At 38.5% G+C, this 22,574-nt stretch carries 18 protein-coding genes; 8 read left to right on the top strand and 10 right to left on the bottom strand.

All coding sequences use genetic code 11. The features are described from left to right. Positions 1-735: a DUF599 domain-containing protein gene (locus LT090_RS09560; protein ID WP_068545480.1), complete on the bottom strand. Its 735-nt coding sequence runs from the start codon at positions 733-735 to the stop codon at positions 1-3. A gap of 251 nt (positions 736-986) precedes the next feature. Between LT090_RS09560 and LT090_RS09565 the strand changes: the two genes are divergently transcribed. Next, complete coding sequence (locus LT090_RS09565; protein WP_068545479.1) at positions 987-3,245, top strand: carbohydrate binding family 9 domain-containing protein; 2,259 nt, start codon at positions 987-989, stop codon at positions 3,243-3,245. A gap of 91 nt (positions 3,246-3,336) precedes the next feature. Here LT090_RS09565 and LT090_RS09570 read toward each other — a convergent pair whose 3' ends face one another. The 6 genes from LT090_RS09570 to LT090_RS09595 form a co-directional block, all read right to left on the bottom strand. After that, positions 3,337-3,504 carry a hypothetical protein gene (locus LT090_RS09570; RefSeq protein WP_157726598.1) on the bottom strand — a complete coding sequence of 56 codons (168 nt, stop codon included), beginning with the start codon at positions 3,502-3,504 and terminating at the stop codon, positions 3,337-3,339. A gap of 88 nt (positions 3,505-3,592) precedes the next feature. Further along, positions 3,593-4,879: an RDD family protein gene (locus tag LT090_RS09575; protein WP_068545477.1), complete on the bottom strand. Its 1,287-nt coding sequence runs from the start codon at positions 4,877-4,879 to the stop codon at positions 3,593-3,595. Between the two features lie 95 nt (positions 4,880-4,974). Next, positions 4,975-6,147, bottom strand: coding sequence for a vWA domain-containing protein (locus tag LT090_RS09580; protein ID WP_068545476.1), 1,173 nt, complete (start codon positions 6,145-6,147; stop codon positions 4,975-4,977). A gap of 3 nt (positions 6,148-6,150) precedes the next feature. Next, positions 6,151-6,996: an AAA family ATPase gene (locus LT090_RS09585; RefSeq protein ID WP_068545475.1), complete on the bottom strand. Its 846-nt coding sequence runs from the start codon at positions 6,994-6,996 to the stop codon at positions 6,151-6,153. 108 nt (positions 6,997-7,104) lie between these two features. Further along, complete coding sequence (ggt, locus tag LT090_RS09590) at positions 7,105-8,823, bottom strand: gamma-glutamyltransferase (protein ID WP_068545474.1); 1,719 nt, start codon at positions 8,821-8,823, stop codon at positions 7,105-7,107. A gap of 58 nt (positions 8,824-8,881) precedes the next feature. After that, positions 8,882-9,481: a tRNA-uridine aminocarboxypropyltransferase gene (locus LT090_RS09595; RefSeq protein WP_068545473.1), complete on the bottom strand. Its 600-nt coding sequence runs from the start codon at positions 9,479-9,481 to the stop codon at positions 8,882-8,884. A 29-nt stretch (positions 9,482-9,510) separates the two neighbouring features. Here LT090_RS09595 and rrtA point away from each other — a divergent pair, with 29 nt between their 5' ends. Further along, positions 9,511-10,110, top strand: a complete 600-nt coding sequence (rrtA, locus tag LT090_RS09600) for a rhombosortase (RefSeq protein ID WP_068545472.1) — start codon at positions 9,511-9,513, stop codon at positions 10,108-10,110. Positions 10,111-10,213: 103 nt separating this feature from the next. Here rrtA and LT090_RS09605 read toward each other — a convergent pair whose 3' ends face one another. Together LT090_RS09605 and LT090_RS09610 are read right to left on the bottom strand one after the other, a co-directional pair. Continuing rightward, positions 10,214-10,984 carry a hypothetical protein gene (locus tag LT090_RS09605; RefSeq protein ID WP_068545471.1) on the bottom strand — a complete coding sequence of 257 codons (771 nt, stop codon included), beginning with the start codon at positions 10,982-10,984 and terminating at the stop codon, positions 10,214-10,216. Between the two features lie 245 nt (positions 10,985-11,229). Next, complete coding sequence (locus LT090_RS09610) at positions 11,230-13,710, bottom strand: S9 family peptidase (RefSeq protein WP_068545470.1); 2,481 nt, start codon at positions 13,708-13,710, stop codon at positions 11,230-11,232. A gap of 197 nt (positions 13,711-13,907) precedes the next feature. Between LT090_RS09610 and LT090_RS09615 the strand changes: the two genes are divergently transcribed. From LT090_RS09615 to hpf, 5 genes are all read left to right on the top strand, one after another. Further along, positions 13,908-16,190 (top strand): YgiQ family radical SAM protein, encoded by a 2,283-nt coding sequence (locus LT090_RS09615; RefSeq protein WP_068545469.1) that lies wholly within the window; start codon positions 13,908-13,910, stop codon positions 16,188-16,190. A 118-nt stretch (positions 16,191-16,308) separates the two neighbouring features. After that, positions 16,309-17,895 carry an ABC-F family ATPase gene (locus LT090_RS09620; RefSeq protein WP_068545468.1) on the top strand — a complete coding sequence of 529 codons (1,587 nt, stop codon included), beginning with the start codon at positions 16,309-16,311 and terminating at the stop codon, positions 17,893-17,895. Between the two features lie 132 nt (positions 17,896-18,027). Beyond that, on the top strand, positions 18,028-18,225 hold the full coding sequence (locus LT090_RS09625; protein WP_068545467.1) for a DUF4250 domain-containing protein: 198 nt from the start codon (positions 18,028-18,030) through the stop codon (positions 18,223-18,225). Between the two features lie 19 nt (positions 18,226-18,244). Continuing rightward, complete coding sequence (locus LT090_RS09630) at positions 18,245-18,661, top strand: DUF1801 domain-containing protein (protein WP_068545466.1); 417 nt, start codon at positions 18,245-18,247, stop codon at positions 18,659-18,661. A 153-nt stretch (positions 18,662-18,814) separates the two neighbouring features. Further along, complete coding sequence (hpf, locus tag LT090_RS09635) at positions 18,815-19,147, top strand: ribosome hibernation-promoting factor, HPF/YfiA family (protein ID WP_068545465.1); 333 nt, start codon at positions 18,815-18,817, stop codon at positions 19,145-19,147. Between the two features lie 114 nt (positions 19,148-19,261). On the opposite strand, the gene LT090_RS09640 is transcribed toward hpf, so the two are convergent. Then, positions 19,262-20,590: a DEAD/DEAH box helicase gene (locus LT090_RS09640; protein WP_198360658.1), complete on the bottom strand. Its 1,329-nt coding sequence runs from the start codon at positions 20,588-20,590 to the stop codon at positions 19,262-19,264. Between the two features lie 459 nt (positions 20,591-21,049). On the opposite strand from LT090_RS09640, the gene LT090_RS09645 reads away from it, so the two are divergent. Continuing rightward, positions 21,050-22,507: a metal-dependent hydrolase family protein gene (locus LT090_RS09645; protein ID WP_082897086.1), complete on the top strand. Its 1,458-nt coding sequence runs from the start codon at positions 21,050-21,052 to the stop codon at positions 22,505-22,507. Positions 22,508-22,574 lie beyond the last annotated feature (67 nt).

The following is a 22,574-nucleotide window of genomic DNA, read 5'->3' on the forward strand; positions in this document are numbered from 1 at the left end:
TTACTCCCCCTGCTTTTTCCCATATTTATTGAAACCTTCAAGATCAAGACTTTCAATACCATCAACAATTGCGCGTAATGCTCTAGATTTGAATTCTCGATAGTAAAGCACATAAACGACGCTTAGGCTGGCAAAAATGAATAGTAATGGGTGAATGAACCAACCAATGGCAGCGAGAGAAAAATAATAGGAACGAAGCCCGTAATTATATGCGTGACCCGCTTGGTCTTGAACAACGCCCATTTGTTTTGCGTAATCAAGCAAATGAGTTTTGGTTGTATTCGGCTCAAATGGGGCAGCGCCAATCATTATATTTAGAAAGCCATACTGACGCATAGACCAAGTAAACTGGAAAAATGCCATAACAAAAATCAACGCTAATAAACTTAACTTAACTTGAATCGACAAGGAGTTATTATCATTGCTAATAGGAATCGAAGACAACACCTCTTTTACATTATCTACTTGCGTAAACAAGGTTAAAACACCGGCAAGAACAAGTAATGTGGTCGAGGCAAAAAAGGCAACGTTTCGTTCTAAGTTGGCTAATAGAGACGCATGGGCTACTTTAATATCAGTGTCGAAAATTTGACGCATCCAGTGGATTCGGTGCTGGTGTAAACATCTTGATAAACAAGCGGTGTTCTTTGCTTTTACTCTAGAAAATTGGGTATAACCTATCCAACAACTGAAAAATATTATTAAGCTAATGTAATCAACAACTAACAATTGCACTGTAATTCTCTTAGTTCATATGCGATTGCAATAATTTAGCACATTAAAAGGTGGATCAAAGAGTATTTTTACAACTTTCTGTAATGTTCATCAAACTTTCACAAAACACTCGTTAACAATGAGTTAACAATTGACACTGACTCCTTATGTGCGATATAAATTCTATTCAGGTAAATAAAATTACTTGCTTGATAAATAAGACAAATAATAAAAATAAATAAGAAAAATAATAAAGACATTAGGAAGTAGTCATGGGTTTGCTAAGGAAAAGCGCAAAACAGTTATTCAAATCAATTTTGTTTTGTGGTTTATATTTTCCGTTTATCGCAACAGCAGCAATAAATATTCCGCATATAAATAGCCAGATTAAAATCGATGGTGATTTAAGTGATCCCGTTTGGCAGCAAGCCCAACACTTTGACGTTAACATTGTAAATGTCCCCTATGAAAACACCCCAAGCCCAGTAAAAACCGACGCCTATATCTACGAAGATGGCGAATATCTTTATGTTGCATTTAATGCACAAGATCCTGACGTCGATAAATTGCAAAGTTTCCTTAAAGACCGAGACACTACTTTTTCTGATGATATTGTTGGTATAAAACTCGATACATTTAATGACCATCGCCTCGCCTATCAATTTTTCGTTAATCCATCTGGCGTTCAAAACGATAGTATTGGCAATGAAATGACCAGGCAGGATAATAATGCTTGGGATGCTCTTTGGCAGTCTAGCGCAATAATTACGGATAAAGGTTATCAAGTCGAATTTGCCATTCCTTTTTCACAGTTAAACTATGAGAAAAGCCAAGACATTAAAACCTGGAGCATTGAGTTTATTCGTATATATCCACGTGACAATTTGTTGCGAATTTCGAATATACCAATAGATCGAGACAATTCGTGTTGGACTTGTCAGATGCTAGAAATACAAGGTTTTCAAAATGCCAAGGCAAAAGAAAACATATTGATTACTCCATCGGTTGTTGCAAGTAATCAACAAACTAGAGACGTTTATAACAATAATGATGACGACTGGGACAGTGAAAACGATGTTGACCTTGGCGTTAGCCTTCGCTGGGGCATAACGCCTGATATATTATTAAACGCCACCATCAATCCTGACTTTTCAACAGTTGAAGCCGATGCAGGTGTGCTTACCGTCAATACTACTGACGCAATATTTTTTGATGAGAAACGCCCGTTCTTTCTCGACAACGCTGAATATTTTTCTACGCCATTTAATCTAATTTATACTCGAAATATCGCTGATCCCGATTATGGTAGTAAACTTACCGGTAAAGTTGATAAACATTCCTTTGGCTTTTTCATGACCAAAGACAGTGAGACTAATATTATTGCTCCTGATAGCCTTTATTCTCGACGTTTTAACCTTGACGATGAGAGTTATTCCGGCGCGTTACGTTATCGCTATGATGTTAATAATGACCTTTCTTTTGGGTTTGTTAGTACCTTGAGAAGTGCTGATGATTATCAAAATCTTGTAACAGGTCTAGACTCTAAATATAAATTTTCAGCGAGCAACTCTATTGTCGTGCAAGTGCTATCTTCAGAAAGCGAATATCCTGAATTAACTGGTGTAACCGACACACAAGACATATCAGACACCGCCCTCAACATCGAAATTGAACACGATAGTGAAAATTGGTTTATGGACGTTGAATATCAAGATATCGGTAGAGACTTCCGTGCAGACTTAGGTTATATGCCACGGGTTGACTACAATGAAATATCATCAACAATTAAGCGTAAGTTTTATAGTGAAAATAGTTTGTGGACCAAAGCAGATTTAGGGGTCCATGTAGCACAAAGAGAAAATGATGCTGGCGAACAAATTAGTAAGAAAATGATCATAAAAAGTGGTATTGAAGGACCATGGCAATCAAATACCAATTTGAATTTTATAAGCCAAGAAAAGGTCGGTTTGCGTTACGATGATAACGATAATGCAATAGATGGAAATACCACCTCTTTTGAACTAAATAGCGTTGAATTTTATACTCAAGCCAAACCACTGAAAAATATTTACTTTAACCTTTACGCTCTTGTTGGTGACAATATTGATTACGCCAACGATAGACTTGGAGATAGCGTACAAATTTCACCACGATTAATTTGGAATATGAATCGCCATCTTGAATTAAACTTCAACTATAGCTTTGCACAATTAGATGTTGATAATGATTATGTTTATCGTCAGAAGATAAGCGATTTACGTCTAACCTATGCGTTTAATGTAAACAGCTTTATTCGTTTTACTGCGGTGTATTATCAAACTGAACGTAATGCTGAAAATAATCCTGAATTAATCCTATTCTCAGAAGAGAACAATAGCCTTGGCGGTGAAATACTCTATTCATATAAGCTCAACCCACAAACGGTATTTTTTCTCGGCTATTCAGAGAACGCGATTGAAAATGACTTGTTAAATGAACTTAAAAGTGATGAAAGAACAGCGTTCTTAAAGCTAAGTTACGCATTCCATTAAGCTCTGAACTCTAAACAAACAAAAACTGGGGTCAGAGTCAGGATTTTAATCAACCTGACTCTGACCCCAGTTTTTTGCGTTCTCGAAAGAGCTACTTAAGCTTTGCCGATAAACACTCTTGTCGTGCAAGATACTCTTTACCTGCACAATCATCTTTAGATGCATTAGTATCCGCTTTTGCGGTGGTCGAGCCTTCATCTGTTGACGAACAGGCAGTTAGAGCGACAACCATAACAGTTGCAATAAATAAGTTTTTCATTGGTAATTCTCCTTTTTCTTCGGTCATTAATTCAAGTATAGAAGCTTTTAGTTAAAATCGTTAAACAGCTATTAATGCTAAACAAATCTTAACGTTGGTTATAAGCTGCAATTTTTTCTTTTACGATGGCGATAATTTCAGGATTGACGACTTTCTTTTCATCAATCACAACCGTTGCTGATATTTTATCGTGTATCGCTTGTCTGTTTGGATCCCAGAAAATTTGTAAGAAACCTAATAACCCCGTTGCAGTGCCCGCAGCATAACCGCCAAATCGGCCAAAACTATCCCACATAGACAGCGGTGTACCATCAAGTTGCAGCACTCGAATATTAAACAAACGTTTTCCTGGCGTTTTACCGTTCCACCATGAAGTAAATACTGAAAAGTACAATGCCGCCCAACCAAGTCCTAAACCTAAGTCTTCAATAATACCTTTGATCAACTCCATGATTGAGTAGATTGGTTTTGGTGGCTTGGATTCTTTTGTAGGTTGTTTTTCTTCAACTATAGCAAGCGCTTCGTCAACTTTATTAATAGGATTTGATTTATCCGTAGTTACATCCGTAGTCACCGGTGTAATTACTTCATTAGGGACTGTTGAAAGATTATTGTACTTATCTACAACGACATCTTTATTTAAGATTAAATACTCGTTCCATAAATGATTGCTAAGCTCTCGTTGCTGAGCTTTTTCTAATTCGGTTGACTCCGCTATTTCTGCAAAAAAGCCTTTACTTTTCTTGGCTCCGATTTTTAGTTTCGTGGCCTTACTAGGCACATCTTCAAACACTTTTTTCCAACAACTCACATCTTGACACTTATTTTCTTCTGCCAAGCTCAATACTTTCAAGGCAAAAGCAGTGATCTCAATTGCTGTCACGAAGTCTACGTCTTTAGCTTCAACTGTATTGTCTTTTGAGCTATTGTTAGTCTCTTTATTTTTACTATAGTCTTTGGCAGAGTATGGGTTATGTTCAGAGTTTTCATACATCGCTTCACTAAAAATTGATGGTAAGGTTTCGATAAGCACGACGAACAAAATAAAGGCAGCAATTAAACGTTTTAGAAAACGTCTTTTACGTCCCCTCACCTTGCCTTCTTTACTTACTTGTTCTTTTTCAATTTCTAACGCTTTACGTTTACTACTGCGGAAAAACATAATCGCTACAGCGATGGCTAGAAACTCTCCTCCTGCACTACTTAACAATAAAATCAAGAAGAAATCGATGGCAATCGCCAAGCCCCTTTTCCACGGACTGGCAATAGCTGTACCAAATAATGAATCATCCATTTTAAAGGCGAACGGCGTGATCACCTCTTGGGTTTCATCAAATGTTAGTTTTTTCTTAGGTCGTGAGAATAGTTTTTTCATTATTATTATTTTCGTAAGCTAATGATAATCAAAGGTAAAGTAACGAATAAAAATTATTATAGTTCAATTACTTACTATCGCTAGTTATACAAGATTTAAAGTAACTCTTTTATACCAGCTGTTAGGCCTTCAATAGTCATCGGGTACATCCTTTGCGCCATAAGCTGTTTGATTAAATCGATTGATTGATAGTAATGCCAATATTTAACTGGTTGCGGGTTTAACCAAATGCAATGTTCAAAATGATTGGTTAGACGTTCCATCCAAACACTGCCAGGCTCTTCATTCCAGTGCTCCACACTGCCACCTGGAAACGAAATTTCATAGGGCCCCATGGTCGCATCACCAACAAAGATTATTTTATAGTCTTTCGAAAAGCGATGGATAATATCCCATACATCAATTGTTTCTTGGTAACGTCTGGCGTTATCGTGCCATACATGTTCATACATGCAGTTATGAAAATAAAAATATTCTAGGTATTTAAATTCAGTGTGAACCGCTGAAAACAATTCTTCGCACACTTTGATGTATTCATCCATTGAACCACCAACATCGAAAAACATGAGCACTTTGATATTATTGTGGCGCTCTGGACGCATCTTAACATCTAGGTAACCAGCATTTTTAGCGGTTGCTGATATTGTATTATCTAGATCTAACTCTTCAGTTGTTCCAGTTCGGGCGAATTGTCGCAACTTACGTAGCGCCACTTTAATATTTCGAGTACCTAACTCGACACTTGCATCGAGGTTTTTAAATTCTCGCTTGTCCCATACTTTTGCGGCCGAGAAATTTCGATTACCATCTTGCCCAATGCGCATACCACCAGGGTGTTCACCATAAGCACCAAATGGTGATGTCCCTCCGGTGCCGATCCATTTGTTGCCACCTTGATGTCGTTTTTTTTGTTCTTTTAACCGTTCTTGCAGGGTTTTCATTAACTCATCAAGACCACCAAGAGATTTTATTTGTTTTCTTTCTTCTTCGGTTAATTGTTTTTGAAATCGTTTTTCGAGCCAATCTTTAGGAATATTTGATAAATCTAAATCAATACTCGCAACACCTTTAAAATATTCAGCAAAGGCGCGATCAAACTTATCAAAATGACTCTCATCTTTGACCAAGATCACTCGGCTTAGGGTATAAAAATCATCAACCGAGCAAAAAATTACCCGCGCTTTCATCGCTGAAATCAGATCAAGTAATTCGCGTACAGTGCAAGGTACACGGTATTCCCTTAATTTAAAGAAAAATTCGATTAACATTAATTAGCGGCCACTGCGATTTAGAAAAGCTAGCTTCTCAAAAAGGTGAACATCTTGCTCATTTTTTAGTAGCGCACCGTGTAATGGCGGGATGAGTTTATTCTGATTCGTTTCATGTAATACAGCAGTATCAATGTCTTCAGCAACTAATAATTTTAGCCAATCAATAAGTTCTGAGGTAGATGGCTTTTTCTTTAACCCTGGTATTTCTCGTAAATTGAAAAACACCGCTAACGCTTCTTCTAAAAGCTCTTGTTTTATACCATCAAAATGAACATCAACAATTGATTGCATTTCGGCTTTATCAGGGAACTTTATATAGTGGAAAAAACAACGGCGTAGAAATGCATCCGGTAATTCTTTTTCATTATTGGAGGTAATGATTACAATAGGCCTTTGTTTAGCAACTATTTTTTCTTGAGTTTCATATACATAAAACTCCATTTTATCTAGTTCTAATAACAAATCATTAGGGAACTCGATATCGGCTTTATCTATTTCATCAATCAGTAAGACTGGACGTTTATCCGCTATAAATCCCTGCCATAGCTTACCCTTGATAATATAGTTACTAATGTCTTTTACTTTTTCATTACCTAGTTGGCTATCTCGAAGTCGAGACACGGCATCGTATTCGTATAAGCCTTGCTGCGCTCTGGTCGTTGATTTGATATGCCATTGAATTAATTCTGTTCCTAAAGCACTTGCAAGCTCCTCGGCTAACATGGTTTTACCTGTGCCAGGCTCGCCCTTGATGAGTAATGGTTTCTCTAGAGCGATCGCGGCATTGACCGCTAATTGTAAGTCATCACTGGCGATATACGATTCGGTGCCTTTAAAACTTGTCATAGTTATTCCTAAATTTTTAACTAGCGCAATTATAGCTAGATTATTGCGCGAACATTTTCTTCTAAATGCTGGATTGTATTGGGTTAATATTTTTACAAGTTGCTGCTATTACTGACCTAATACTTTACCTTCACGACGCGGATCAGCGCCACCTCGAAGAAACTCGGTAAACACCTCAATTCCGTGTATTCCACTATTTAGATCTCGTACTGAAACTTGGTGCCCCTTTGCTTCTAACATTGGCTTTAACTCAACGAGATTAGTTGCTTTTTCTATACTAGTAATATCATTCCTGTTGGTTACTTTTGGTAGATTAATTGCATTTTGAATATCCAGTTCCCAATCGAGTACTGCGATCAAAGTTTGGCTAACATAATTGATTATTCGACTGCCGCCAGGTGAGCCAACAACTAAACGCAAACTACCATCACTATTAAATACCATTGTAGGTGACATAGAGCTTCTAGGGCGTTTATTGGGCTGTAAACGATTAGCCACTTGTTTACCATTAACAACCGGTGCCAATGAAAAATCCGTTAACTGATTATTCAATAAGAAGCCATCAACAAATACAGCCGAGCCAAACGCCATCTCGATACTGGTGGTCATTGAAATAGCATTACCATCACCATCAACTATAGAGATATGTGATGTAGACGGCATTTCTATGGCATTATCAAGCGCTTGTGCGGTTAAAAGTTTAACCTCTCCGGGTTGAGCTTTGCCCATATCCGATGATGGATTAATCAATGCTGATCTTTGTTTGATATAAGAATCGCTGATTAAATCATTGACCGGCACCTTAGCGTAAGCAGGATCTGCAATATACTTAGCTCTATCGGCAAATGCTAGACGTGAACTTTGGGTGAATAAATGGATAGCATCGACACCATTAACAGGCATATCTTTTATGTCAAACTGTTCGAGTTGCTTTAATATTTGTAATACTGAAATACCACCAGAGCTCGGTGGTGCCATGCCGCACACTTTATATTGTCTATAACCGCCGCACACAGCATCAACTTCTTTAGCATGATACGCACTAAGATCACCAGTCGTTAATCGCCCGGGTGCGCGAGCCGAATTCTGAACCGCTTTAACAATATTCTTTGCTAACCAGCCTTGGTAAAATACATCCGCGCCATTTTTAGCGATCTCTTTATAGACATGAGCAAGTTGAGGATTGAACAATCGAGTACCGGCAACTAACGCTCTATTGTTAGGGTAAAAATATTGCTTAGCGGGCTGCAGTTGTAATAACCCTGGATTTAGCTTCAGGCTAAGCAATTTTGATAATCGTTCAGACACGATAAAGCCCTGCTCTGCAAGGTTAATCGCATCGATAAATAATTCTGACCATGGCAGCTTGCCATGCTTTTGATGAGCTAACTCCAGCGCTTTCAATACTCCGGGAACCCCTACACTGCGACCACCAACGATGGCATCAATCCATCTTACTGGCTGACCTTGTTCATTAAGAAATAAATCTTGTGTCGCTTTTCTCGGTGCTGTCTCTCTTCCATCAAAGCTAGTTAGGTGCTTTGTTTCGTTGTCATAATGCAAAATAAATGCACCACCGCCAATACCTGAAGATTGAGGTTCAACTAATGTTAAAACTAACTGCACAGCAATAGCAGCATCAACGGCACTGCCGCCTTTTTGTAAAATATTAAAACCTGCTTGCGACGCATAGGGATTCGCGGCTGCAACCATAAATTTTTGAGCGCTGACGACTGACTTATCATCAATGGCTACCGTAGCTTCCGGCTCTCTATCTTCACGAATAACTTTTTCTTCGACAACACAAGCATTCAATAAGGAAAGCATCAACACGCTTGGAATTAATTTGGAAAGCAACACTTGGTAACGTCCTTTTAAAATAGGTTTAAGATTTGGTTTTACTGTGCAATTTTACTAGCCTTTGCTGGAACTGATTAAACAAATCAAAGGAATCCAATAAAGGTTGGAATTTAACACTATCGCCTTCTAAAGCAATTAACAAGTGAGTACACGCTTCTAGGCTAGATAAATCGGTACTTTTGTGATGCTTTCGAATGACATAATTACTGGTAATAGAGCTAGGCAACGTCAATTTAGGCAAGCCATGCAAATTTTTAGACAGCTGATACATTTTAAATGCTTTTTTCCATGTACCATCAAGCACTAAAACGATGGTGTCACTTGCGCTGTCAAACGAGCTTTTATCTGCCACTACTGCATCATTCCCGGGATACAACAAGCAAACGTTAACATTGCTGTCGGCAATAACCTTGTTTAAAGTCTCATTATTGGTAAAGTCTTCACCAACAATAATTCGGCAACGATTTAAAGACAGAAAAGCTAATCTAGCTGTTCCTTTGGTTTGTTTCTCTTCACTTGGGTGCTGTAAAAACCAGATTTCAACTTGGTTATCGATTGGACTAACTAAATCACAAATACAGGTGACTAGCGGTCTTTCGCAGCTTGTGCAATACTGTCGGCTCATAACCTACAATAATAATATGAATCACCGCTATGTTGAAGTTATCATTACCAATTAGTCGAAAATCATTAAGCTTACCTGTTTCAGTATTGGTGTTATCCGTACTTATCTATTTATTGCCAGACAACCTATCAAGTTATCTCATTTATGATCGAGACTTACTCGCTCAAGGTGAATTGTGGCGGCTGTTAAGTAGTCATTTTGTTCATACCAACTTCAATCACTTATTACTAAATCTTGCCGGTTTAACAATGTTGTGGGCGCTACACGGCGATCATTATGACAATAAGAACTACGGCCTAGCATTCATAATTTCAATGATAGTATGCTCTGCCGGTATCTATTTTTTCGATACTGATATGCAACGTTATGTCGGTTTATCAGGTGTTTTGCATGGTATTTTTATATGGGGCGCATTTTTAGATATTAGACGAGGCTGGAAATCAGGTTACTTGTTGGTTATTGGTGTAATTGCAAAAGTTGCTTATGAACAAGTGTTTGGTGCCAGTGCTGAAGTTGAATCAATCATCAATGCTAGTGTTGCTATAGATGCGCATTTGTGGGGCACAGTTGGTGGCTTAGTTGCATCAATTGGAATTATCATTTCTATTTTAAAGAAGCCGACAAAATAAACGCTTTTAGTCACCAATAAGTTATAAAAAAACGCTAGAAAGTTATGACTTTCTAGCGCTTTCGCTATCATCAATAGGTGCACTATTGAGCAAATAAATTATTTTATTTCGATTTGCTACTTGGCGAAGATAAAGATTCACGATGTACATAAATCGCATAATTTGTTTTATCAAATTGCTCAGAATAGTCAGAGATCATATCTTGCGCTTTTTCTTTATCCCCTAATAGATCGACTAAACGCTCATAATATGATTTTTCCGCAGGCATCATATCAGCATAACTTTCAAAACCAACCACTAATTGTATCTGTGGTTCACCGCCAATTTGATTATACCAAGCCCAGCTTTCTTCCCAGCCCATCTTTTTAGCGGCATCACTTATTGCTTTGATAGATTCTCGAACCTCAAAACCTGCCCCTGGTTCTGGATATAAACTGGTTACACCGAAATAACGAAATTCTTTGGTATTGTCCCAGTGACTATTTTTATCATCTAGTCTAGAGAAATAATGATCGGCATTTTTAGAATAAAGGCCAACCGTTTTGCGCCAATGACTTGACATTTTTTTACTGCGCGACCAATCACGATACTCTGCAATCTTGTCCCAGTTGGTGCAACAGGCACGCAAGACATAGGTTTCCATATTATTGCCGACAACTTGCGTATATACGTTCCAAATTCTAGGATCGCCATTATCAACGCGATATTGCATGTGGGCTTTTAACGCTTGCTCAAACTTTCCCTTATCAACAGCGTCTATTTTTATCACCCAAACATCAGTTAATGGATCGGCTGCCACGCCCTCTTCTGCTTTAGCGTTCAAAGTAAATGCAATCGCAAATAACATGCTAAATAAATAGATAAATTTTTTCATGATTTTCCCAGTAATAAAATTCTATGGTTTTACTATAGAACAAAACTTGATAAATCACATTGGTTGATACAAAAAATAGTTATTTATTAACAACTAACAGCAACAATGTTAATTTTTCAGCGCACACTAAATTAAAATAAATAACTGGGGTCAGAGTCAGATTAAATAATTAATCTGACTCTGACCCCCAGTTTTAAAACAAAAAAGGTAGCTATTAAGCTACCTTTTTACGTGCAATTCTATATTTACAAATGTGTTTCGAACAGTTTGAATATGCGACGATATTCATCTAACCAACTGCTTGGCTGTACAAAACCATGTGGCTCTACTGGGTAGATAGCGGTCTCAAAGTCTTCCTTTTCCAATTCAATTAGGCGTTGAACTAAACGAACACTGTCTTGGAAAAATACATTATCATCAACCATAGGTGCATTGATTAATAGTGGTTTTTGTAGGCCTTCAGCGAAGTAAATTGGTGAACTACGCTCAAAAGCAATCGGATCATCTTCCGGCGTATTTAAAATATTCGAAGTATAACCGTGGTTATATGACGTCCAATCTGAAACCAGACGCAAAGCAGAGCCCGCTTCGAACACGTCAGGTTCAGTAAACATCGACATCAATGTTAAGAAACCACCGTAAGAGCCGCCGTAAACACCGATTCTATTTTTATCAATATTAGCATTTTCTGTTAACCAGTTAACACCATCGACCATATCTTCAACTTCTGGTTTACCCATATGACGATAAATCGCTGTACGCCAATCACGACCATAACCTTTAGATGCACGGTAATCCATATCGATTACGGTATAACCTTTTTGCACTAACATAGAGTGGAACATGAATTCACGGAAGTAGCCTGACCAACCCATGTGTGAGTTTTGTAGGTAACCAGCACCGTGAACAAACATTACCGCTTTACCTTGCACTGCCGCTGATGGGCCATCTACCGGTGCAGCTTGATATACTCGTGAGTAAATGCCGTCTTCAGTGTGAGACGAAGGCACTTCAACAATTGACGGTGCAGTCCACGGCATTGATAAAAACTCTTCACTTACGGTACGAGTTAACTGCACTGGTGTTGCTTCAATAGCGACATCTTTAACAAATAGCTCTGGTGGCATAGTTGTCGTTGAATGTTCTATCAACAGCTTGCTTTCATCGGGCGATAAAGCGTATGAATTCATGCCGCCTAAATCTGTTACAGGGTTTACAGTAGCGGTTGCCACATCAACCTTGTATATCTCGTAAATACCAGGGTGTTTGATATTGGCTTGGAAATAAAAACTACTGTCATCTTTAGTCTTAGTTAACTGACGAACCTCAAACTTACCAGCAGTTAATGCTTTAGCATTGCCGTTAAGTTCTTTTGCGTAAAGTTGGCCATATCCAGACTCTTCCGATAAGTAATAAAGCGTTTCGCTGTTATCGAACCAACCAAAATCATTAAAGTTCCAGTTTACCCAAGCTTCATCGTGATACCTGTGCTGGCTTACAAATTGCGCTTTCTCAAAGTCAACGCTAGCGATCCAGCGATCTTTGTTATCCCAAGCTTCCATTTCAATAGCCACTTGGTTTGAATTGTTATGCCATTTGATGCCGTTGTACATTAAATGAATGTTTCGTGGTGACTTTTTAGAAGTATATTCTTTGCCTTCACGGGCGTAATTTTCTTTACGAACATCGGCTAACACATCTTCATCAAAACCCGGTAACGAATCATAGGTAAGAAGGTATTGCGCTTCATTAACTAAATCGATGTAATACACTTGCTCTGAATATTTGCGATTATCCGATACACGACGACGTACTTGTTGCGGATCGATCATCGCGCTATCAGTGATGTAATTTGGCATGATATCACCGGCATTACTCCACTTTTCACTCTTAGCTACAGCGACAATTAATTTAGTTGCATCAGGAGATAAAACTGCGTTTGTCACACGCTTGTTGGCGCCAAAATAGAATGTTGCTGTTGCAATTGAATCATTTTGATCACGTAAGTTTTTATCTTCAGTCGATTTAAGTGCGGCATTACGTTTTTGTAGGGCAACAAACTTTATTAACTTTTCTTGTTCACTAGCAATGTATGTTGGCTCTGAGCTTTTTCCGCCCGGAGTATCAGTCATTTTCAAGTTCACTAATTCACGTATTTGATTATTTGCTACGTCGTGAGCGTAAAACACATCACCAATACGGTAAGCAACGCGGCCATCAGTTAAGAACATTGCTTGCGTTTCAACCGCTGAGGTATAGGTTAATTGCTTAACTTCACCACTTGCTAACGTTTTTACAAAGACGTTGCCTTTAAAGGTGTATAACTCTTGGCTGCCATCTTTAGAAAGCAGTGCATTAACATCATCTGCAATATGCATATCTTTATATGCGACTTTTGCGCCATTGCCTTCTGCGTCGATTGATTTTTTGTAAAGGTCTTTTATTGGGTTGCCAACACGTTTTTGCTTATAGAAAACGGTTTGGCTGTCATCGCCCCAGTACCAATTTGTTGGTGATCGAGCAATCCAATCTGGATCGGACATTATCTTTTCAAGGGTAATAACTTTACTCGCGTCGGCATTTTCCGGTTGTGGTGTTTCGACGATAACAGCTTGTTTTGCTGTAACTTCGCTTGAAGCTTGTGACGCCGACTCACTAGTCATGTCGTTTGCTGCACACGCTGTTAAGAAAACACTAATTGACGCCGCGATTAATGGATATTTCATATATTTATAATACCTTATTTTTTCGATGGCCTATTTAAACAAAAACCTTAATAACAAAGCAAACACCTTTAGCAACAAAACTGACAATAAATTGTAACTAAATTGAAATTAAACCTTAGTTTAGTACATTTTTTAACCACACCTTAGTGGCAACTTCTGATATAATCCGCGCCATATTTATCAAGGTACATTGTTTTATGATCCCATTACCAAAAATAGAGCTATTCGATTACCCGAAATATTGGGCTGAATGCTATGGCACAGCGCCGTTTTTCCCTATGTCTCGCAAAGAAATGGACGAGCTTGGTTGGGACAGTTGCGATATTATTTTGGTTAGTGGTGACGCTTATGTTGACCACCCTTCTTTTGGTATGGCGATAATTGGCCGTATGCTTGAATCACAAGGCTTTCGTGTTGGCATGATTTCGCAGCCTGACTGGCATTCAAAAGATGCTTTTATGACACTTGGTAAACCTAATTTATTCTTTGGTGTCACCGCCGGTAATATGGATTCGATGATCAATCGATACACTGCCGAAAGACGGATGCGCCACGATGATGCTTACACACCAAATAACGAAGGTGGTAAACGCCCTGATCGCGCGGTATTAGTTTATTCTCAGCGCTGTAAAGAAGCTTACAAAGATGTACCTGTCGTGATTGGTGGTATCGAAGCAAGCTTACGCCGTATCGCTCATTATGATTATTGGTCGGATAAAGTACGTCGAAGTGTTTTATTTGATGCTAAAGCGGATATCTTAATATACGGTAATGCGGAGCGACCATTAGTGGAAGTTGCCCATCGAATTGGCCGTGGCGAAGATGTTAAGAATATAACCGACGTGCGTGGTACTGCGTTTTTAAGCAAAACGCCATTGGTTGGTTGGCGCGGTGTCGATTCTCGTAGCATTGATAGGCCAGGCAAAATAGATCCTATTGCCAGCCCTTATCAAGATATGTCACCGAGTAATTGTGATAAGGCTGATGATTCAACAGCCAATGCTTCAAAAGATAGCGGCGTGAACGTCGTTGATGTATCTAAAGAGTCAGTACCAATTCAAATTTCTGATTATCAGAATAAAAGCTGGGATAAAAAATTTAAACCATGGGAAAAAACCTACGTTAAGCTGCCTTCCTATGAGCAAGTCAGTGCAAACAAAGTGCTCTATGCTCATGCTTCGCGCATATTTCATCAAGAAGTAAACCCTGCGAGTGCGCGAGCATTGGTGCAAACCCATGGCGATCGTCTTATTTGGTTGAACCCACCTGCTCTGCCACTTTCAGAAAGTGAGATGGATGGCGTGTTTGGTTTACCATACGCTCGTGTGCCACACCCAAGTTATGGTGATGCAAAAATCCCCGCTTATGACATGATCAAAACGTCAATCAATATTATGCGAGGCTGTTTTGGTGGTTGTTCATTCTGTTCGATTACAGAGCATGAAGGTCGTATTATTCAATCTCGATCTGAAGATTCAATCATCGCAGAAATCGAAGATATTCAACAAAAAGTTCCAGGTTTTACCGGTGTTATCTCTGATTTAGGAGGACCTACGGCAAACATGTATCAATTGCGTTGTAAGAGCCCTAAAGCGGAAGCAACCTGTCGTCGTCCATCGTGTGTATGGCCGGATATTTGTGGCCATATGGATACTGATCACACGCCAACAATTAACCTTTACCGCCGTGCACGCAAAGTTAAAGGCATTAAGAAAATTCTTATTGCATCCGGTGTTCGTTATGATTTGGCCATTCAAGATCCAGAATACGTTAAAGAACTTGCCAGTCATCACGTTGGCGGTTATTTAAAAATAGCGCCTGAGCATACTGAAGAAGCGCCATTAGCAAAAATGATGAAGCCTGGCATGGGTTCCTACCACAAGTTTAAGGAAATGTTTGATCACTACTCTAAACTTGCTGGCAAGAAACAATTTTTGATCCCGTATTTTATTTCCGCTCACCCGGGAACAACAGATAAAGACATGGTTAATTTAGCGTTATGGTTAAAGGAAAATAATTTTAAGCTTGATCAAGTGCAAAACTTTTATCCATCGCCGCTAGCGAATGCGACGACCATTTACCATACCGAAGTGGACTCGTTGAACAAGATCAGAAAAGACGGTGATAAAATCCCGGTTCCTAAAGGTACGATCCAACGCCGTTTACATAAGGCTATATTGCGATATCACGATCCTGTTAACTGGCCGATTATTCGCGAAGCGTTAACTAAAATGGGCTTAGCTCGAAAATTAATCGGTTCAGGACCAGAATGTTTGGTTCCAAACGAAACTCGTGGTGAACAAAACTTGAGCACTCGTCGTGGAAAAAATAATGCTAGAGGTAATAAAACCTCACCTGGTCAAAAACGTTATGGTAAGAAACCAGGACATTCAAATGGCTCAGGCAAAGGCAATGGCAAGAGCACCCCAGGCTTAACAAGGTTTAGTAACGACCAGTTTAATAAGCGTAAAAACAAATAGATTATCAATTGCTAAAACTAGCACGGCAAAGCTAGTTGCTTTATAATGCGCGCCATATTTTTGGCGGCCATTATATGGCCTGTTAATAGATTCACTTTAAGTCCCAAAGGAAAAGACATTGATCACAACCGCTAATATCACCATGCAATTTGGTGCTAAACCATTATTTGAAAACATCTCTGTTAAGTTTGGCGGTGGTAATCGCTACGGTTTAATTGGTGCTAATGGCTGTGGTAAATCCACATTCATGAAGATCTTAGGCGGTGACCTTGAACCTTCTGCAGGTAATGTTTCTGTCGATGTAAATGAGCGTGTTGGTAAACTACGTCAAGATCAGTTCGCCTACGAAGAATATTCTGTTGTTGATACGGTAATTATGGGTCACACCGAACTTTGGGCAGTAAAAGAAGAGCGCGACCGCATATACTCTTTACCTGAAATGAGTGAAGAAGAAGGCATGCGCGTTGCCGATCTAGAAACTGAATTTGCCGAGATGGATGGTTACACCGCAGAAAGTCGTGCTGGTGAATTACTTATGGGTTTAGGTATACCTGTTAGCCAACACTTTGGTCCTATGAGCGAAATAGCGCCCGGTTGGAAATTGCGAGTATTACTTGCACAAGCCCTATTTTCTGATCCAGATATTTTATTATTGGATGAGCCTACCAACAACTTGGACATTCATACCATCCAATGGTTAGAAGACATTCTGAATGAACGTAATTCTACCATGATCATTATTTCCCATGACCGTCACTTTTTAAACAGTGTTTGTACGCATATGGCCGATTTGGATTACGGTGAATTACGTCTGTTTGCCGGTAACTATGATGAGTATATGCTTGCCGCTACTCAAGCAAGAGCGCGCTTAATGGCAGATAACGCGAAGAAAAAAGCACAAATTGGCGAGCTTCAAGAGTTTGTCCGTCGTTTCTCGGCTAACGCTTCAAAAGCAAAACAAGCAACATCTCGTGCTAAACAAATTGACAAGATCCAATTGGACGAAGTGAAAGCTTCAAGTCGTGTTAACCCGTTTATTCGTTTTGAACAAGAGAAGAAGTTATTCCGTAACTCTTTAGAAATCGAAAACTTAAACAAAAGCTTCGATGATAATCACGTACTTAAGAACATTAACTTAATGGCAGAAGTTGGTGAAAAAATTGCAATCATCGGTGAAAACGGTATTGGTAAAACTACGTTCTTACGCACTCTAATGGGAGAGTATGAAGCCGATACAGGTTTTGCAAAATGGTCTGAAAACGCCAAAATCGCTTATTACGCGCAAGACCACGCAAGTGACTTTGAAGAAGACATGAACTTATTCGATTGGATGAGTCAATGGCGCCGTGAAGGTGACGATGAGCAAGTGATCCGTGGTTACTTAGGCCGATTATTGTTTTCTTCAGATGACATTAAGAAATCCGTTAAAGTATTATCCGGTGGTGAACAAGGTCGTATGTTATTTGGTAAGATGATGATGCAATTACCAAACATATTGGTACTTGATGAGCCAACTAACCACATGGATATGGAATCAATTGAATCGCTAAATATGGCGTTAAGCAAATATGAAGGTACTTTGGTATTTGTTTCCCATGACCGTGAGTTTGTATCGTCTTTAGCAACCCGTGTTATTGAACTAACCGAAGATGGCTACGTTGATTTTGCCGGCACATACGATGAGTACTTAGCGAGTCAAGCTTAACCCCTTATCTAATTTAAATAGTCAAAATATAAACAGCCAAAAGCGAAATGTTTTTGGCTTTTTTTGTTTTTAAATCACTAAAATCAGGCTGTACTATACTCAAACTAAGTTAATCATTGTTGAGGGTATATTATGGAAGTGGACAATCTTCTTACTATGGATAGTGCCATTGTGCTTGGCATTATTAACGAACGTTTACGCATTGAGTGTGACAGTTATCAACAATTGCTTTCTCGTTACAATATTGAAGAAGGCTCTTTAAACCACAAGATGGCATTACTTGGTTACCGCTACGATCCAATCACTAATCAATTTAAAAGTTCTGACTAATATATAAAGGGGTATTTCAGTGGCAGAAAATAAAACCCAAATAACGAATGTTGATGTAGATGATTTTATCGCGTCAGTTGAACACTCGCAGAAGCAATCCGATGCAAAAGATCTTAATGTTATCTTTTCTGAAATCACCGGCCATAGAGCAAAAATGTGGGGAGCAGCGATTATCGGCTATGGTGAATATCATTATAAATACGATAGTGGCCGTGAAGGCGATTTCTTAATGACGGGTTTTTCACCGAGAAAACAAAATATTTCACTTTATATCATGATGGGATTCTCTAAATTTGATGACCTATTATCAAAACTTGGTAAACACAAATTGGGCAAGTCTTGTCTATACATTAATAAACTTGCTGACATTGATGAAAAAATACTCAAAGAAATCATACGGTTAAGTTTTGAACAGATGAAAGAAAAATATAATTAACCATAAACCATTGAAAAATAAAGTAAAATCAAAGTAAATACAATAAATTACAATATTTTCGCTTTTTATACTTGTAAGTAAGCCAACTTAGTCCCATTCTTATATTAAGGGCGCAGGTAAAGCCCTTCTTTTCAAATTAAATAGGAGACGTCTATGAAGATTAGTATTTCTGGTCACCAAGTTGAAGTTACCGAAGCTATCATCGAAGCAACCAACAACCGTTTTGAAAAAATCGCCAACCACTTTCCGAGTTTAATGTCACTTGAAGTAATTATGAAAGTTGACAAAAATACCCAAAAAATTGAAGCTGTAACCAATTACGAAAATCAAAAAATTGCTGTTTCAGCAAATGATGACGACCTATATGTTGCCATTGGCAAATCTGTTAAGAAAATGGAAGCTGCACTGCAACATCGAAAAGGTGTCCTGAAAGCAAACCTGCATAACAAGTATCAAGTGCCACAATCTGAACTTGTTGCTAACTAATCACCAATTTATCGCTATTTAAAAAGCGCTAAACAACTAAAAAAGCTCGCCAATGCGAGCTTTTTTAGTATTAACAGATAGCAAAAATATTAATCGTGATAATCGACTTTCGCGTTACTCTTCACTATCAACAAATTTACCTGTTTTTTTCTTCTTCATTGGCATGTCGGCAAATGCTTCATCAGTAAAGACTACTTTCTTTTTCACTTTTGGCTGTGAACGTTTTTGTTTTGCTTTTACCGATTTCGCTTTATTAGCTTGTGATTTTGCTTTGTTATCTGTTTTAGGTTTTAACCCTTTAAATTTTGCTTCTAAGCCAGCAACAGTAGAAAACTCAACGTCTTGTTGTAAAAACGCTTTAATATTTAAATAACTCTGCCAGTCTTTAGGTCCAACAAATGACATTGCATCACCTTTAGAGCCTGCTCTACCGGTGCGCCCTACTCGGTGAATGTATTCTTCTGAGTGTTTTGGCAAATCAAAGTTGATGACGTGCGATACATTGACTAGATCTAATCCACGTGAGGCTAAATCTGTGGTAACTAGTATCTTGTTAAGGCCCTTAGAAAACGACTCCATTACTCGATTTCGTTCACTTTGAGTTAGATCACCACTCAATGCAACAGCATTAAGCTGTTTATCGTTTAATTCTCTCGCTAAACGGTCTGTATCGCTTCTAGTGGCGGTAAAGATAATCATCTGCTGATAATCTTCTGCATTGATAAAACTTTCTAATAACGCTTGTTTATGGTCTAAATGGTCGCACAAGTAAAAGCGTTGAGTGATGTCTTTATGCTCAGAGGTTATTGCGCCAATGGCGACACGTTTTGGTTTTTTCAACAAATCTTTTGCAAATTCTTCTACTTGTCCGTGCTCCAATGTTGCTGAGAACATTAAGGTTTGACGCTTGCGATGATCGGCGGCGGCATTAATTTGCTTTAATTGCTCAGCAAAGCCTAAATCTAACATGCGATCGGCTTCGTCTAAAATCAGCAATTCTAAACCATTTAGATAAAACAAACCTTTAGCTAAGTGATCAGCTAAACGACCAGGAGTCGCTACAATAAAGTCAGGGTTCTTATCTAATACTTTAACTTGATCGTTAAAGTTCTCACCGCCAAGTATTAAAGCCGATTTAAATTGCGTACTCGCTGATACCGCTTTGAGTTGCGCAAAGACTTGTTTAGCAAGTTCACGGGTCGGCGTTAAAATTAATACGCGAGGATCTTTTTTAGATAATGCTCGATTGCGAATTAGGCGCTGCAATGCCGGCAATAAAAACGCCAACGTTTTACCCGAGCCAGTTTTTGACGAAGCAATTAAATCATGTCCAGACATGCCAGCAGGTATCGCTTGCAATTGAATGTCTGTAGGCTCGTCAAAGCCCATATGTTCTACCGCTTTTAATAAGCGACTATCTAAATTAAATGCTGAAAATGTCAAAAAGCTAACTCCAAATACAAATTTAGCTTTATTATACCCCTAAATTAACTAAAGAGTTTTTATAATTTTTCAAAGTTTAAATGAAGAGCACATTAGTTTGCGCTTAATTCGTTTTTTGTATTTTACGAGTAACTACTTTTTCGACTATTTTTAGGCTAAATAACAACGTTTATTATAGTAAGTCTAGCTATAATTAGGCGTTATTATGTCTTATTGTATTTTAGCGAAGTCTTTATGTATATTTTCATTTCCCAAATTAAAGGCTCTATAATTCAAAACATACCAAACAAACCTTGATTACAAAATTTTACGAATTCCCACAAAAAAACACAAAATATCTCGTGCATTATTACAAATAGTTACTACAATTAACCTAGATTTAACAAACAGTTAAATTTATATTAAGTTGGTTTGTATTAAACCTGCATAACTAAAAATTTCAAACGGGAATTAGAACCTATGGACAAAAAATCATTTAAAAGTAAGTTAACAGTTGCCTTACTCGCCTCTTTTGTTGGTATGGGAACAGCTAACGCAGCAGGAGCCTCTGGCCCAGCTCCAGTATCAAAAGCACCAGTTGCAGGTAATACACTTTTCACAAATGTTAATGTATTTAATGGTACTGAAAACAAATTATATGAAAACCTTAATGTTTACGTTGAAGGTAAGTTAATTAAAAATATTAGTGAGGCCAAACCTGAAGTTGCTGAAGGTACTGTCGTTGTTGATGGTGGTGGAAGAACATTAATGCCAGGTATGATAGATGCTCATGTTCATTTAGCAATCAACAGCTTATTTACTGACTTAGAGCAAAATTCAGATCATTACGACATTGCGTTCCGCAGTATTTCTATATTAGAACATGCTCTTGAGGACGGATTTACTTCTGTACGTGACATGGGTGGCCCAGTATTTGGTATGGCTCGTGCTGTTAAAAATGGGACGATTGTTGGTCCTCGAATTTACCCTTCAGGTGCGTTTATTTCACAAACTTCTGGTCACGGTGATTTCCGCGACCGCTCTGATGTTGCCTTCACACCAAAAAATGCGAACGACAATTCAAACTTTGAAAACTTAGGTTTTGGCGCAGTCGTTGATGGGGTTCCTGAAGCATTACGAGCAACTCGGACGAACTTGCGTAACGGTGCGACGCAAATTAAAATTATGGCTGGTGGCGGCGGTTCATCAAAATACGATCCATTAGACACAACTCAGTTCTCAGTGGAAGAAACTTGTGCCATTGTTGAAGCGACTAAAGATTGGAACACATACGTAGGTGCACATATCTTTACCGATCGTGCCATTAACCGCGCTTTAGATTGTGGTGTTAGAACTTTTGAGCATGGTTTCTTTGCATCATTTGAAACATATCAGCGCGTAGCGAAAGAAGGGGCTTATGTGGTACCACAGTTTTGGGCTTTATCTCCAGCATTATTAGAGAACCCGAATTTGCCAGCAGACAAAATCCCATTAGTTAAAGGTCTTCTTAAAACATACTCTAGTGTAGGTACAACAATGCTAGACGCTGGTGTTAAAATTGCCTTCCAATCTGATTATCTAGGCACAGCCGATGATGGTGGACGTGCACGTCGTTACGAAATATACGCAAGCTCACAAATGCTAGGACAAAGTGATAAGTATGATGGTAACTTTGAAACATTAAAGACATTAACATCAATCGCCGGTGAAATTCTTGGTATGTCAGGTCCGCGTAATCCAGCGCCTGGCAAATTAGGCGTTATTGAAGTTGGCGCTACTGCAGATATTTTACTTATCGACGGAAACCCGCTTGAAGATATCAGCGTGCTAAACGGCGGCTATACAGAATGGTATTCACAACCTAATCCTACAGAAACACCTATCGAAACTATCGATATGGTAATGAAAGAAGGTGTTGTTTACCGTAACGACCTTTAAAAAGAAAAATAGTAAAAGGGCAACTTTATGTTGCCCTTTTTTATTGAATAAACGGATTAAGCTGTTA

This window comes from Thalassotalea crassostreae (assembly GCF_001831495.1).
GTDB lineage: Bacteria > Pseudomonadota > Gammaproteobacteria > Enterobacterales > Alteromonadaceae > Thalassotalea_A > Thalassotalea_A crassostreae.

Bases quoted from the DNA above. Each gene is read 5' to 3' on its own strand.
- LT090_RS09565 (WP_068545479.1), top strand. From the start codon at position 987: ATGGGTTTGCTAAGGAAAAGCGCAAAACAGTTATTCAAATCAATTTTG.
- LT090_RS09570 (WP_157726598.1), bottom strand. From the start codon at position 3,504: ATGAAAAACTTATTTATTGCAACTGTTATGGTTGTCGCTCTAACTGCC.
- LT090_RS09575 (WP_068545477.1), bottom strand. From the start codon at position 4,879: ATGAAAAAACTATTCTCACGACCTAAGAAAAAACTAACATTTGATGAA.
- LT090_RS09580 (WP_068545476.1), bottom strand. From the start codon at position 6,147: ATGTTAATCGAATTTTTCTTTAAATTAAGGGAATACCGTGTACCTTGC.
- LT090_RS09585 (WP_068545475.1), bottom strand. From the start codon at position 6,996: ATGACAAGTTTTAAAGGCACCGAATCGTATATCGCCAGTGATGACTTA.
- ggt (WP_068545474.1), bottom strand. From the start codon at position 8,823: ATGCTTTCCTTATTGAATGCTTGTGTTGTCGAAGAAAAAGTTATTCGT.
- LT090_RS09595 (WP_068545473.1), bottom strand. From the start codon at position 9,481: ATGAGCCGACAGTATTGCACAAGCTGCGAAAGACCGCTAGTCACCTGT.
- rrtA (WP_068545472.1), top strand. From the start codon at position 9,511: ATGTTGAAGTTATCATTACCAATTAGTCGAAAATCATTAAGCTTACCT.
- LT090_RS09605 (WP_068545471.1), bottom strand. From the start codon at position 10,984: ATGAAAAAATTTATCTATTTATTTAGCATGTTATTTGCGATTGCATTT.
- LT090_RS09610 (WP_068545470.1), bottom strand. From the start codon at position 13,710: ATGAAATATCCATTAATCGCGGCGTCAATTAGTGTTTTCTTAACAGCG.
- LT090_RS09615 (WP_068545469.1), top strand. From the start codon at position 13,908: ATGATCCCATTACCAAAAATAGAGCTATTCGATTACCCGAAATATTGG.
- LT090_RS09625 (WP_068545467.1), top strand. From the start codon at position 18,028: ATGGAAGTGGACAATCTTCTTACTATGGATAGTGCCATTGTGCTTGGC.
- hpf (WP_068545465.1), top strand. From the start codon at position 18,815: ATGAAGATTAGTATTTCTGGTCACCAAGTTGAAGTTACCGAAGCTATC.
- LT090_RS09645 (WP_082897086.1), top strand. From the start codon at position 21,050: ATGGACAAAAAATCATTTAAAAGTAAGTTAACAGTTGCCTTACTCGCC.